The organism is Sphaerisporangium perillae, assembly GCF_023276435.1.
GTDB classification, from domain to species: domain Bacteria; phylum Actinomycetota; class Actinomycetes; order Streptosporangiales; family Streptosporangiaceae; genus Sphaerisporangium; species Sphaerisporangium perillae.
In genome coordinates, this window is sequence record NZ_JALLPO010000014.1 from 72,957 (window position 1) to 85,318 (window position 12,362).

Below are 12,362 nucleotides of genomic sequence, written 5' to 3' on the forward strand. Positions count from 1 at the left end.
TGATTCAGACCAGTTCAGGCATGCCGTCCTGACGTGCGCCGCCCCGGTTCCGACACGACCAGGAGCACGCGATGTATCCCCAGCAGCAGTCCAGCCCGATGCCCTTCCAGCGATATCAGCCGTTCGCCCCCGTAAGGCTGACCGACCGCACCTGGCCCGACAAGGTCATCGACAGGGCCCCCCAGTGGTGCGCGGTCGACCTGCGCGACGGCAACCAGGCACTGATCGACCCCATGGACGCCCACCGCAAGCTGCAGATGTTCGACCTGCTGGTACGCATTGGCTACAAGGAGATCGAAGTCGGCTTCCCCGCGGCCTCGCAGACCGACTTCGACTTCGTCCGGCAGATCATCGAAGAGGGCCGCATCCCTGACGACGTGGTGATCCAGGTGCTGACGCAGGCGCGGCCCGAGCTGATCGAGCGCACCTTCGAGTCGCTGCGCGGCGCCAAGCAGGCCATCGTCCACCTGTACAACTCCACCTCGACCCTGCAGCGCCGCGTCGTGTTCGGCCAGGACAAGGACGGCATCACGGCCATCGCCGTCGAGGGCGCCAAGCTGTGCAAGAAGCTCGCCGACCAGATGGGCGACACCCAGATCTACTTCCAGTACTCCCCGGAGTCGTTCACCGGCACCGAACTGGAGTACGCCGTCGAGGTCTGCGACGCCGTCAACGACGTCTGGCAGCCCACCCCCGACCGCAAGGTCATCATCAACCTGCCGGCCACCGTCGAGATGGCCACGCCGAACGTCTACGCCGACCAGATCGAGTGGATGCACCGCAACCTGGCCTACCGCGACTCGATCGTCCTGTCCCTGCACCCCCACAACGACCGCGGCACCGCCGTCGCCGCCGCCGAGCTGGGCTACCAGGCCGGGGCCGACCGCATCGAAGGCTGCCTGTTCGGCAACGGCGAGCGCACCGGCAACGTCTGCCTGGTCACCCTGGGCATGAACCTCTTCTCCCAGGGCGTCGACCCGCGGATCGACTTCAGCGACATCGACGAGATCCGCCGCATCGTCGAGTACTGCAACCAGCTGCCCGTCCACCCCCGCCACCCCTACGGGGGCGAGCTGGTCTACACGGCCTTCTCCGGCTCCCACCAGGACGCGATCAAGAAGGGCCTGGAGGCCCTCGAGCGCGACGCCGCGACCGCCGGCGTGCCCGTCGACGACTTCGCCTGGGCCGTGCCCTACCTGCCGATCGACCCCAAGGACGTCGGGCGCAGCTACGAGGCCGTCATCCGGGTCAACAGCCAGTCCGGCAAGGGCGGCGTGGCCTACATCATGAAGGCCGAGCACGGCTTCGACCTGCCCCGCCGCCTGCAGATCGAGTTCTCCGGCGTCATCCAGGCCCACACCGACACCGAGGGCGGCGAGGTCACTTCCGGCCAGATGTGGGAGGTCTTCAGCGACGAGTTCCTCCCCAACGCGGCGAAGCCCTGGGGGCGGTTCGGCCTGCTGGCGCACCGCAACGTCTCGCACGTCGACGAGAAGGACGCCATCAGCGCCGACATCCGCGTCGACGGCGAGATCCGCGAGGTGGAGGGCGTCGGCAACGGCCCCATCTCGGCCTTCGTCGACGCGCTCGGCCGCATCGGCGTCGACGTGCGCGTCCTGGACTACACCGAGCACGCCATGAGCGCCGGCTCCGACGCCCGGGCCGCCGCCTACGTCGAGTGCCAGGTCGGCGACCGCGTCCTGTGGGGCGTCGGCGTCGACGGCAACACCGTCACCGCCTCCCTCAAGGCCATCCTCTCCGCCATCAACCGCGCCTCCCGCTAGTCGCGCCCGCGCACTCCGCGCCTCCGTCAGGTACACCGCGCATCCCGCAAGGTACGTACGGCACGGCGCAGCCCGGCACGACCTGCCAGGCAACGCGCCGACAGACGCCCACAAGGCACCCTGTCCTCCTCGACCGCGCCCTCGTCACCCGACGGAGGCGCGGTCGAGTCATCTCCGCAGAAGCCGGCCCGCTCGGACACCACGACCAACGTGTCAGCAAGGTGGCGACCAGCGTCCCAGCGGACATGCGACCAGCGTGTCAGCCAGCCTGCGACCATCGTGTCGGGACGACGCCGTTTATGGCATGCTGAGCTGGTGGTCAGCACCTCACAGACTCCCTTGGGCAAGGTTCTTCCCCGGCGTGCCGAAATCGCCGTAACCCAGGCTTTGGGCGACACACGTGTCGTGCTCGTCAATGGTGCGCGCCAGTCCGGCAAGAGCACGCTGGTCCGCCTGCTCGCGAAGGGCCGGGAAGCGGAGTGGCGCAACCTCGACACGCCTGTGGTGCGTCAGGCGGCACTGGCGGATCCGGCTGGATTCGTCGCCTTCCCGGAGCTCATGGTGATCGACGAAATCCAGCGGGTGCCCGACCTGCTCCTGGCGATCAAGGAACAGGTGGACACCGACCCGAGGCCGGGTCGCTATCTGCTGACCGGATCGGCCCGTCTGCTCGGCTTGCGGGCGCTTCCCGACGCGCTGCCCGGCCGGATGGAGACCATCGAGCTCTGGCCGTTCTCCCAAGGGGAGATCGACGGCGCCCCCGACGGCTTCGTGGACGCGTTGTTCGCCGACGGCGAGAGTCTTCGCCATACCTCGACAGTCACCCGGCCCGAGTACGCGGACCGGATAGTCCGCGGCGGGTTTCCCGAAGCCGTGGCGCGATCGAATCCTCGCCGGCGCGAGCGGTTCCTCGACTCATATGTATCCGATCTCATCTCGCGAGAGATAAGTCAGTTGTCCGAGATCGAGCGGGTATCGGAGATGCGTGCTCTGGTGCGGCTGCTGGCTGCACGGTCGGGTCAGCTTCTGGTCGCCAACACTCTGAGCAGCCGCGTCGGGCTGTCCGCCAGCACGGTCCACCGCTACCTCGCGCTGCTCGACGAGGTCTTCTTGACCAAACGGATCCCCGCGTGGTCACGCAACGTGAGTGACCGTGCGATCGGCACTCCCAAAATCGCTTTCGTGGATTCAGGGGTGGCCGCGAACCTGCTCGGTGCCGACTCCCGGAGCCTTGTCCGGCCCGACGGCCTGTTCGGTCCGCTGCTCGAGGCGTTCGTCCTGATGGAACTGGCCCGCCAGCTGACCTGGTCGGACGAGCGTGCGGAGTTGTTCCACTACCGCACCAAGGAAAAGGTCGAAGTGGACGCCGTGCTGGAGAATCGCCAGGGTCGTGTGGTGGGCATCGAGGTGAAGGCGTCGTCGACCGTACGACCGGACGACTTCAAAGGCCTGCGTCATCTGGCCGACCGTCTGGGTGACGATTTCGTGGTGGGCGTCGTTCTTTACACCGGTAGCCAGACACTTCCGTTCGGCGAGCGCATGCGAGCCATGCCGGTGAGCGCGCTCTGGGAGGCGATGCCCGCTCACCGGCGGCCCTCGTAAGGCGGCTACGGCAGCTTGCCGAGGCCGCGGGCCAGGATGGTGGCGGTGTCGGCGATGACCTTGCTGTCGTAGGCGGCGTCGGCGGCCTTGTGATCGGTGTAGATCGCCATGATCAGCGGCGCGGCCGTCGCGGAGGTCCGGATGACGGCGATGTCGTTGGCCGCACCGTAGGAGCCGCTGCTCCCGGTCTTGTCGCCGATGGTCCAGCTCTTGGGCAGTCCGGCGCGGATGCGCTCGCTGCCGGTCTGGTTCGCGCGCAGCCAGCCCTCCAGCCGCGTCCGGTCCTCGGCCGTGAGGGCGCTTCCAAGCGTGACCTTCCGCAGGTCGCGGGCCATCCACGCGGGCGTGGTGGTGTCCCGCTTCTCCTTCGGGCTCCACTCGTTCAGCTCGGTCTCCCACCGGTCCAGGCGGGAGACCGGGTCCTTGAGGGCACGGAAGTACCGGGTCAGCCCCTTCGGACCGCCGATCTGCTTCAGCACCATGTTGCCCGCGGTGTTGTCGCTGCGGGTGATGGCCGCCTCGCACAACTGCGCGACGGTCAGGCCGTCCTCCACGTGCTTCTCGGTGACCGGTGAGTTGTCCTTCACCTCGGCCTGCGTCCAGTGGACGACCCGGTCCATCAGCCCCGGGTCGGACGTGCGGGCCTTGTGCTGCACCGCGGCGCAGGCCATCGCCTTGAAGGTGGACAGCAGCGGGAAGCGCTCGTTCGCCCGGTAGCCGATCGACTTCCCGGTGGCCGTGTCGATGACGTACGCGCCGATGCGTCCCTGGATGGTCGCCTCCAGCGCGCGCAACTGCCGCCGTGCCTCGGCCTCGCTGGAGGTGGCGCGCAGGTCACCGAGACCTGCCTGCCCGCTCTGCGTTCCCACTGATGCCGCCGTGGACGGCGTGGTGGCCGAGGCGGTGTCCACACCGTAGGCGGTACCGGTGGCCAGGATGGCGAACGCCAGCGCGGTCGCCTTCGACGTGGCCCCGAGATGGCGGGTACGGAGGTGTCGCATTCTCATCCTTACTGTTCGATCAACAGGAAGGGTGAGCAAACCAGACTGGATCAGTTGATGTCCAATATCGATATCAAAGACGCTCCGATATCGATTTCCGTATGGTCCCAGCTAGCACGGCCTTTTGCCACACGGCAGGTCGGCGACAGTCCCGGCTCAAAGCTCCAAGATCGACTCATGGCCGGTTTTCCCCGGCGACCCGTGGCGGCTCGCCGGGCCCGGAAACCGGTGGTCAGCTCGGGATTGCGCTGCCCTCGCAGCCTCTGCCGATCCGGCCCGTCTCGAAGTACCGCACCACGTCGGCGGCGCACTCGGGCACCCGGGTGGTCGACACGTGCACGTCGTCGGCGACCGTGTAGACGGTGCCGCCGATGGCGCGCCGCGTCTGCAGCGTCCAGTCGTAGACGGACATGAACTCATACAGGTGCCCCGCCAGCACCAGTGACCCGCTGCCCCGCTTCAACGTGGCCTGCTGCACCGGCAGCGGCCAGCCGGGACACATGACACCCAGTCCCCAGGACCGGCCGGTCGCCGGATGGCGCTTCACGAGCTGCTGGTAGGCACGCCAGGCGGTGTCGAAACCGGCCCGGCTGCTGTCCTCGTTGCACCCGACCGCCAAGTTCATGGTCATGTTCAGCGTTTCGGGCGCGCCGGGCACGGGCGTCCCCATCGGAGCGCCGAACACCTCCTTGACGGTGGGCGGGGCGGTGGTGCCCGTCGCCGTCCGCAGTTCGGCCAGCGCCTTGCCGGCGCGCGCCCACTCGGTGGAGTTGAGCTTGGCCAGATCGGCGACGGCCGAGCCGTCGATGGGCCGCTGCAGGTCGGTGTAGGTCTTGGGGCTCTTGTCGTACGCGCGGACCAGCTTCGCCACCTCCTCGCGCACCTGCCGAGCGGTGGCACCGAGACCGTAGTTCTCATCGCGGCGGGCCAGCCAGGCGGCCATGCGCCCGAAGTCGCGCTCGGCCGCCTCCGCGCTGTCCTTGACGTGCTCGTCAAAACGGGTCCACGGCGGCGCCACGCTGTCCAGGAAGGCCCGTCCGGTGTGCTCGGGGAACTGGCTGCGGTACACCATGCCCAGATAGGTTCCCCAGGAGAAGCCGAGCAGGTTGAGCGTGCGCTCACCCAGGGCGGTCCGCACCAGGTCCAGGTCCTTGGCCACGTTGCCGGTGGTGAGCTGTCCGAGGAAGGCGGGGTCGGAGTGTCCGCACTTCTGGTTGGCGGCGACCTGGGCGTCGTATATCTTCCTGGCCGCCTCCTTGGTCAGCGTGCCCGGCTCCTGCGGGCCTACTGGCGAGACAGGGCAGGCGACCTTGGTGCTGTACCCCACCCCGCGCGGGTCGAAGCCGATGATGTCGTAGCGCTCGTTGAGCTTGGCCATCTCCTCGTTCTTGAGCACGGCCCGCAGAATGGGGTCCAGGTATCCGCTGTTGCCCGGCCCTCCTGGCAAGACGGCGGTGGCGCCGAGCCGGTGGGCCTCGTCCGTGGCGGCCAGCCGGGTCACCGCGATGTCGATCTTCCGTCCGCCGGGGTCGCGATGGTTCAGCGGGACGCTGACCGTCCCGCACTCCAGGCGCTTCATCAGGGTGCGGAAGGCCGGAATCTGCTCCTCCGTCACGCGCAGGCTCCGGATCACCTCATCGGAGTAGGCCGGGCAGGATTTCCACTGGACGGACGACACGCCGGAGCTCGGGCCGGGGTTCGCGGTGGCGCTCGCACTCGGGCCGGCATCAGCGGTGGCGCCTGCCGAGGAAGGATGCGCCACCAGCCCCGCCAGCGCCAGTGCCAGTGCCGTCAGTGATGTTCGGTACGTCATGCGGACCAGTAGTAGAGCAGCGGTGGTTTCCTTACCGTTTCCATGAGGATGGTCGTCGATCAATGCTCACGAGCAGGTCGGCCGTCCGCTAAGGGCGGCGGGAAGGGAGCGGTTGGAGGGCGGGCCAGCGGGTGAGGACGCGGCCGCGCATCGCCGCGCAGAATTCGCCCAGTCCGGCGAGCCGGGCGTGGTCGCGAGTGGTCTCCGCGACGACGCCGAGACGGTGGAGCAGCCGTTGCCGTGCGGTGGCGGTGCCCCAGTGCCAGTCCTCGCGGGGGATACGGGCCAGGTGATCGATCCCCTGCCGATGGGCTTTCTCGACGAGGGCGTCGCCGCGCAGCAACCAGCCGGCGCACGCGTCCGCGAGATCACCTTGGAGCTCGGCGCCGGTGGCGTCGCGCCAGGCCGTGCGGTACGCCTCCTCGGCGCGCCGCAGCAACGGCTCGGGAGGCGCGGTGACGCACCAGCAGGTGGGGAACCCGATGCGCAAGTAGGCCAGTTCGACGAGCCCGTCGCCCAGCGCGGCCTGTTCGAAGTCGACGAAACGGAGCCCGCCGCTGGTGTGCAGGTCGTTGCCGGGACAGGGGTCGCCGTGCAGCAACGAGTGCCGTGCCGTCCGCTGGAGCCGGTCCACAAGGCCGCCGAGCTCGGCGGACACGGCGGCGGAGGCGGGAAGGCCGAGCTCGGCCGCCAATGCGAGGAAAGCGCTGACGTCGTCCAGGCTGGGAGGCGACCATCGCGGCAGCGCCCCGGCGTCGTCCGGCGTCGCGGTCGCGTGCAGCCGGGCCAGTGCGGCCCCGTAGCCGACCACCCAGTCTTCCGGCGGGTCATGGCTGTCCACGTACTCCAGCACCATGACGCGCCGGCCGGGATCGGTGCCCAGGATCGCGGGCACGAGGGGCGGGTCGGCCCGTGAGGCGAGACGTAGCGCGGTGACCTCGCGGCCGAACCGGAGCGAAGCGTCCGGCCCGTCGACCATCTGCTTGATCACCACGGTGGTCCCGCCCAGCTCGGCGCGCCACACACGCGAGCGAGGGCTGCTGTCGAGCCGCCGTGCGCCAGTGGGGGAGCCCAGCCGATCCCGCAGTTCATCCCCTAACGCGGCACTCGCCCGCATGCGCATGTCCCTTCCACCCGGCGACTCGTTCCGTCAGCGGCCCAGTCGAGCTCCTGGCGGCTCCCCCTGTCAAGGCAAGATCTCGGCGAACGCGGCGGGTGTGATGTTGCGGCCGGTCACCAGCGCGACGACCCGGCCGTGGATGGGGACGCGGCCCGCCAGCAGCGCCGCGACGGCGGCCGCCCCCGCTCCCTCGGCCACCAACCCGTGACTGGTGAACAGCCACCGCAGGCCGAGCATCAGTTCCCGCTCGGACACGGCGGTCAGGTGTACGCGCCGGGCGAGTATGGCCGGGGTGACGCAGCCGGGCTCGATGTTGCCGGACATGCCGTCGGCGATGGTGGCGCCCACCTGTGTCCGGACGACCTTCCCCGCGGCCACGGACGCCGACACGGCCCGGGAGGCATGGCTCTCGACCGCGACCAGGCGTACATCGCCACGCCGTGCGCCCCACAGGGCCAGCCCCGCGGCCAGGCCGCCGCCGCCCACAGGGCAGACGACCGTCAGCGGGCCTTCGGCCTGGACGTCGAGTTCGTATCCCACGGTGGCCTGGCCGGCGATCACGTGCGGATCGTTGTAGGCCGACACGAACCTCATCCCCTGCTCCGCCAGGTCCAGCGCGTGCCGCTCGGCCTCATCGAAGCTCTCGCCGTGTTGGACGAGCTCGACAGGGAACCGGCGCAGGGCGGCGACCTTGGCGGGCGAGGCGTTGCGTGACACGACCACGGTGGCCGGGTGCCCGGTGACCTGGGAGGCGTAGGCGATGCCGAGGCCGTGGTTGCCCGCGCTGGCCGTGACCACCGGCTCATCCCCGCACACCGCCGTCAGCGCCGACAGTGCTCCCCTGACCTTGAAGGAGCCGGTGGGCTGGAAGCTCTCGAGTTTCAGCAGCGCGCCGGGGGCCAGGTCGGTGGCGACGACGGGCGTGGGGATCAGCCGTTCCCGGATCTCCCTCCAGGCCCGGTCCAGGTCGGACGGTTCCGGCGGCAGGACGGTACGCATCGAGCTCCCTTCCCGTGAGCGGGGTCACGTGTGCGGCGGGTACGCGCCGCAGCACGCGCTCCATCGCACCGTACGACGGCCCGCCCGCGCCAGTGCCCCCGCCGGTCACCGCCCGGCGGCCGGTGACCGCTCCGGCGTGCGGCCGAGCATGGCGAGGATCTGGTCGAAACGGGTCGCATCCGCGGGTACGGCCAGGCGCGGCTGGAAGGCGGCGCCGGGTCTGTGGCGTCGTTCGTCGTCCGGGACCGCATGCGCGATCGGCCAGGCCGCCTCCACCAGCCCCGGCTCGGGCGTGAACGCGACGTCGAGCGATCGGGCGACGTCCCAGGCGTGCACCAGGTAGTCGATGAGGTGGAACCCGATGGCCTGCGCCGCGGGGAACGCCGCGCCCGTGCCGAACTCCGGCAGCGCGAACACGCGATCCAGCACGCCCTCTTCGGCGAACGCCGCGATCACGCGCTCGGCGGCTCCGGCGTAGACGGCAACGGCGTCGTCGCCGACCGGCTCCAGCCGCCACGCCTCGGGATCGGCGCCGTTGCCCGCCGCCGCCGCCGCGAAGCCGTGGTGCTGCGCGGTCATGTGGGCGAGCAGGTCGGCCAGTGTCCAGCCGGCGCACGGCGTGGGACGGCCGAGGTCCCCGGGCGAAGCCTTGCCGACCACGTCCAGACTCGCGAGCACCGCACGCCTGTCCAGCTCACGAACGTCCATGAAGGTTCCTCGATCCATTGGAATTGATAAGCGTCTGCATATCATCTACAGCTGCCTATCATCTGTCAACGCGTATAGTGACATGGCGTGACCGAGGGCCCCGATCTGGCCGCGATGATCAGCCCGCTGAGCAGGGCGCTCATCGAGGCGGAGCTGCCTGTGCTGCGCGAGCACGGTCTGTCGATGTGGGCCTACGTGGTCCTGCTCGCGCTGGGTGCGGAGCCGCTGCGCACCCAGGCCGCGCTCGCGGAGTCCATCGGCGCGGACAAGACGCGCATCATCGGAGTGCTGGACGACCTGCAGCGCAAAGGCCTCATCGAGCGCACCCCTGATCCCGCCGACCGGCGCGCCCGCCTCCTGTCGCTGACCGACGAGGGGCTCCGCGTACGCGGCTCCGCACAGGCCGCCATCCAGCGCAAGGAGGAACGCCTTCTCGCCCGCCTGTCCGAGGAGGACCGGCGCGGCTTCCTGCGCGCCCTGCAAACCCTCGCCGCCCTACCCCGCGAAGAGATCACCGGCACTTAGCCGTGGATCTTGAAGGGTGGGGAATTCGGTGGCGGCGCGGCGAGGAAGGTCCCGATACTGTGCGCATGAGCGTCGAAGTCGTGAGCGTCGCCGACCGTCCGGACCTGACCGGTGAGCTGTGGACTTTCGCGGACGGCTGGCCCAGGTTCATGCAGGAGGACCTGCTCGGGAACATGATGGGCGCGTTGCCGCGACACTTCCCGCGGCTGCAACTACTGGCCCTGAACCCGGCCGACCGGACCGTGGTGGCCAAGGCCCATGCCGTGCCGTTCCCGTGGACCGGCACTCCCGAGGAGCTGCCGGAGCGGGGCTGGGACGAGGTGCTCGGCATGGGCGTCAGGGCCGGGATGTACGGGCGCGAGACCCAGGCCGTGTCCGCGTTGGAGATCTCCATCCGACCCCACCTGCGCGGCACCGGCCTGTCCGCCGTGGTGCTGGCCGCCTTGCGCGAGGCCGTGACCAAGGAGGGGTACGCCGATCTGTTCGCACCCGTGCGCCCCAACGGCAAGCCCGGCGAACCGCAGCGACGGGCTAACCGGCCGCCGGCCCCCACCACTCCGCTCGCGTAGCCTGCTTCTCCTCCGTCCGGGCTTGCCTTCTGCTTGCTCGTGGGTGCCCTGTTCACCGGCGCCGGTACGGCGGGGCGAGGTGCGGCGAAGTCGGCGCCTTCGTACGGTGGGTGACCGGTCGAACCTTTGTGGGAGTTCGTCAGGTGATGACGCCGTCTTTCACGCTCTTGACGAAGGTGTCCCACCCGGACCTGGCGAACACCAGGACCGGGCCCGCCGGATTCTTGCTGTCACGTACACCTCGCCGACCACCGGCGAGGTGCGCGACTTCGACGCATTCGCCACCGTCGGGTCCTGACCGAGAGGACTTACGCCATGTGGCTGCTTCCAATACCAGAGTCATTTCATCCATCGCTGCATCCTGTCCTTGATCAGGCCTAGCGACTCGCGCCGGGAGAGCGCTTCGGCGCGAATCCCTTCGTACCTGAATATTAGGGTTCTAACGTCTCCTGCACGCTCGGTTACCCGACCGAGAATTCCCGCGGATTCGACGTATGCGGTATCGGCGACTCCCTCGGCCTGTGCGATGACGAACGCGCCTGCTAGACCTGTGGTGGAGTAGGCGTCATACGGCAGGATCTGGATGATGATGTGTGGTTCCTGTCCGGCATGCAGAATGCGCTCCAGCTGGGCGGCCATTATGGCAGGGCTGCCCACAGGACGACGGAGCACTCCTTCGTCGATGACGATCCAGAGGAGGGGAGGCTTGGGGCGGTTGAGGATGACTTGGCGCTCCATGCGGGCGGTTACCTGTTCCTCTATCTGCTCCGCCGTGACCCCCACATCGCCACTGAGGATCGCCCTCGCGTAGTCCTCGTTCTGCAGCAGGCCGGGAATCACCAAGGGCGACCAGAAACGCAGGGCTTCCGCGGTCGTCTCGATGTCGAGCCAGGGGCGGAACCACGCAGGGGCCGCGGGCCGGGCGACCATGGGCCAGAGGCGCGTGAGGGCGCCTTCGGCTTGGAGGGCCTCATCGCAGTGGCGGGCGAACTCCTCCGACGGGGATCGTCTCGCCGTCTCGATCATGCTGATCGTGCCGAGCGAATACGGGATCGCGCGTGCGAGCCGCGACTGTGACCAGCCGCGTTCCTTCCTGTGTCGCCGCAGCTCGAAGCCGAAGAGGGCGGTCGGGGAGTCAGAGGGGTTGAGATCGCTTTCCTTTGGCATGGGGGGACTCCGGGGGTCCTTCCTCAGCGTTTCACCGAGGGTTTCAGTTAAAGCGTTAATGACTCGTTGAAGTCGATCGGCTACAAAGCGTAGTCGATATCTGGCACTGTCGGGAGTCCTCGGGATCGGATTTCTTCGAACGGGTGAAACGATGGAGCCAGCGAATGCGGAGCCTAAGGTTCTCGGCAGTGCGACTCTCCCCGGAGTCCGCGAATCGGTGCCATGCGCGCGTTACCAAGTACGTCAATGGCTGGGGAGCGGTCATCCTGCCATTGACGATGTCGTCCTGGCCACCTCGGAGTTGGTGACCAACGCGATCACGCATTCCGGCTGTGGCAGGGACGATTTCATCGGCATCACTCTCGCGGAACTCGATGGCGTCCTGTTCATCGAGGTGAATGATCCAGGTTCACTGGTATCAGAGCCCGAAGTCCGGAAAGATCCCGATGCCGAGAACGGCCGTGGCCTGCTGATCGTCCGCGAGCTCTCCCAAGAATGGGGCACCCGGGATCATGGTCCCGGCCTGGGGCGATCGGTCTGGTGCGCCATCCAGATCGCTCCCGGTGTCGAGAGCGTGGCCGTACCGGCGCCAATGCGCGGCTAGTTCAGGGCTCGGGTACGTGCACCGGTCGGCCGCCGTAGGGCGGTGCCGGGTCGAAGCCGTGGCGCAGCGGCGAACTCGATCGGATGCACGAGTTGTTCACCGCCGACGTGACCTACGACGTCACCGACCTCGGTGGCGGATCGATCGAGGGGTTGGCCGCACTTCGAGACGCGGCACTCGCACTGGGCGAGGCGAATCCCGTCGGTCACCACGTCACGAACATCGTTCTCACGCAGCTCGCCGACGATCAGGTACGCGCCCGGTCCAAGGGGATCGGCATCAACGCGGACGGCACGTGCGGGAGCGTGACCTCCGAAGACGTGATCTCGCGCGGTGATCAGGGTTGGCGCATCAGCCATCGCAAGGTCCTCGCACGGCGAACTCCCTTGGGCGCGGAGTAACGCCACGAATGCCGGACGCCGCCTAAGGCGGGGGTCAGCGTCTCGGCCTGCCGGCGCCTCCCGGTTTCC

General features: G+C 68.8%; 12 protein-coding genes and 1 pseudogene. 6 read left to right on the top strand and 7 right to left on the bottom strand.

What is annotated here, in order from left to right:
• The first annotated feature begins 71 nt into the window (after nt 1-71).
• Together leuA and MYF83_RS15625 are read left to right on the top strand one after the other, a co-directional pair.
• The gene (gene leuA, locus MYF83_RS15620; protein ID WP_248961068.1) at nt 72-1,784 is read left to right on the top strand and encodes a 2-isopropylmalate synthase; all 1,713 of its coding nucleotides are present in this window, start codon (nt 72-74) and stop codon (nt 1,782-1,784) included.
• 339 nt (nt 1,785-2,123) lie between these two features.
• A complete protein-coding gene (locus MYF83_RS15625; RefSeq protein WP_248961069.1) occupies nt 2,124-3,386 on the top strand; it encodes an ATP-binding protein in 1,263 nt (420 codons plus the stop codon).
• Nucleotides 3,387-3,391: 5 nt separating this feature from the next.
• Here the strand turns inward: MYF83_RS15625 and bla are convergent, their stop codons facing one another.
• The 5 genes from bla to MYF83_RS15650 all read right to left on the bottom strand — a co-directional run bounded on the left by bla (nt 3,392) and on the right by MYF83_RS15650 (nt 9,027).
• The gene (gene bla, locus MYF83_RS15630) at nt 3,392-4,387 is read right to left on the bottom strand and encodes a class A beta-lactamase (protein ID WP_248961070.1); all 996 of its coding nucleotides are present in this window, start codon (nt 4,385-4,387) and stop codon (nt 3,392-3,394) included.
• A 232-nt stretch (nt 4,388-4,619) separates the two neighbouring features.
• Nucleotides 4,620-6,200, bottom strand: a complete 1,581-nt coding sequence (locus tag MYF83_RS15635; protein ID WP_248961071.1) for an alpha/beta fold hydrolase — start codon at nt 6,198-6,200, stop codon at nt 4,620-4,622.
• An 88-nt stretch (nt 6,201-6,288) separates the two neighbouring features.
• The gene (locus MYF83_RS15640) at nt 6,289-7,317 is read right to left on the bottom strand and encodes a phosphotransferase family protein (RefSeq protein WP_248961072.1); all 1,029 of its coding nucleotides are present in this window, start codon (nt 7,315-7,317) and stop codon (nt 6,289-6,291) included.
• 69 nt (nt 7,318-7,386) lie between these two features.
• Complete coding sequence (locus MYF83_RS15645) at nt 7,387-8,319, bottom strand: threonine ammonia-lyase (protein WP_248961073.1); 933 nt, start codon at nt 8,317-8,319, stop codon at nt 7,387-7,389.
• Nucleotides 8,320-8,424: 105 nt separating this feature from the next.
• On the bottom strand, nt 8,425-9,027 hold the full coding sequence (locus tag MYF83_RS15650) for a TIGR03086 family metal-binding protein (RefSeq protein WP_248961074.1): 603 nt from the start codon (nt 9,025-9,027) through the stop codon (nt 8,425-8,427).
• Nucleotides 9,028-9,114: 87 nt separating this feature from the next.
• On the opposite strand from MYF83_RS15650, the gene MYF83_RS15655 reads away from it, so the two are divergent.
• The gene (locus tag MYF83_RS15655; protein WP_248961075.1) at nt 9,115-9,552 is read left to right on the top strand and encodes a MarR family winged helix-turn-helix transcriptional regulator; all 438 of its coding nucleotides are present in this window, start codon (nt 9,115-9,117) and stop codon (nt 9,550-9,552) included.
• 65 nt (nt 9,553-9,617) lie between these two features.
• A complete protein-coding gene (locus MYF83_RS15660) occupies nt 9,618-10,121 on the top strand; it encodes a hypothetical protein (protein WP_248961076.1) in 504 nt (167 codons plus the stop codon).
• Between the two features lie 139 nt (nt 10,122-10,260).
• Here the strand turns inward: MYF83_RS15660 and MYF83_RS15665 are convergent, their stop codons facing one another.
• Both MYF83_RS15665 and MYF83_RS15670 read right to left on the bottom strand, forming a co-directional pair.
• Nucleotides 10,261-10,473, bottom strand: a complete 213-nt coding sequence (locus MYF83_RS15665; protein ID WP_248961077.1) for a DUF397 domain-containing protein — start codon at nt 10,471-10,473, stop codon at nt 10,261-10,263.
• Nucleotides 10,461-11,288: a helix-turn-helix domain-containing protein gene (locus MYF83_RS15670; protein ID WP_248961078.1), complete on the bottom strand. Its 828-nt coding sequence runs from the start codon at nt 11,286-11,288 to the stop codon at nt 10,461-10,463. The genes MYF83_RS15665 and MYF83_RS15670 overlap by 13 nt, the downstream gene beginning before the upstream one ends.
• A gap of 151 nt (nt 11,289-11,439) precedes the next feature.
• Between MYF83_RS15670 and MYF83_RS15675 the strand changes: the two genes are divergently transcribed.
• Both MYF83_RS15675 and MYF83_RS15680 read left to right on the top strand, forming a co-directional pair.
• A complete protein-coding gene (locus MYF83_RS15675; RefSeq protein ID WP_248961079.1) occupies nt 11,440-11,892 on the top strand; it encodes an ATP-binding protein in 453 nt (150 codons plus the stop codon).
• Between the two features lie 80 nt (nt 11,893-11,972).
• Nucleotides 11,973-12,293 (top strand): annotated as a pseudogene (locus tag MYF83_RS15680) (nuclear transport factor 2 family protein); the annotation flags it as partial.
• Nucleotides 12,294-12,362: the final 69 nt, after the last annotated feature.

Excerpts from the sequence above, each read along its gene's own strand:
- leuA (WP_248961068.1), top strand. The coding sequence starts at position 72 with ATGTATCCCCAGCAGCAGTCCAGCCCGATGCCCTTCCAGCGATATCAG.
- bla (WP_248961070.1), bottom strand. The coding sequence starts at position 4,387 with ATGCGACACCTCCGTACCCGCCATCTCGGGGCCACGTCGAAGGCGACC.
- MYF83_RS15635 (WP_248961071.1), bottom strand. The coding sequence starts at position 6,200 with ATGACGTACCGAACATCACTGACGGCACTGGCACTGGCGCTGGCGGGG.
- MYF83_RS15640 (WP_248961072.1), bottom strand. The coding sequence starts at position 7,317 with ATGCGGGCGAGTGCCGCGTTAGGGGATGAACTGCGGGATCGGCTGGGC.
- MYF83_RS15645 (WP_248961073.1), bottom strand. The coding sequence starts at position 8,319 with ATGCGTACCGTCCTGCCGCCGGAACCGTCCGACCTGGACCGGGCCTGG.
- MYF83_RS15650 (WP_248961074.1), bottom strand. The coding sequence starts at position 9,027 with ATGGACGTTCGTGAGCTGGACAGGCGTGCGGTGCTCGCGAGTCTGGAC.
- MYF83_RS15660 (WP_248961076.1), top strand. The coding sequence starts at position 9,618 with ATGAGCGTCGAAGTCGTGAGCGTCGCCGACCGTCCGGACCTGACCGGT.
- MYF83_RS15665 (WP_248961077.1), bottom strand. The coding sequence starts at position 10,473 with ATGGATGAAATGACTCTGGTATTGGAAGCAGCCACATGGCGTAAGTCC.
- MYF83_RS15670 (WP_248961078.1), bottom strand. The coding sequence starts at position 11,288 with ATGCCAAAGGAAAGCGATCTCAACCCCTCTGACTCCCCGACCGCCCTC.
- MYF83_RS15675 (WP_248961079.1), top strand. The coding sequence starts at position 11,440 with ATGGAGCCAGCGAATGCGGAGCCTAAGGTTCTCGGCAGTGCGACTCTC.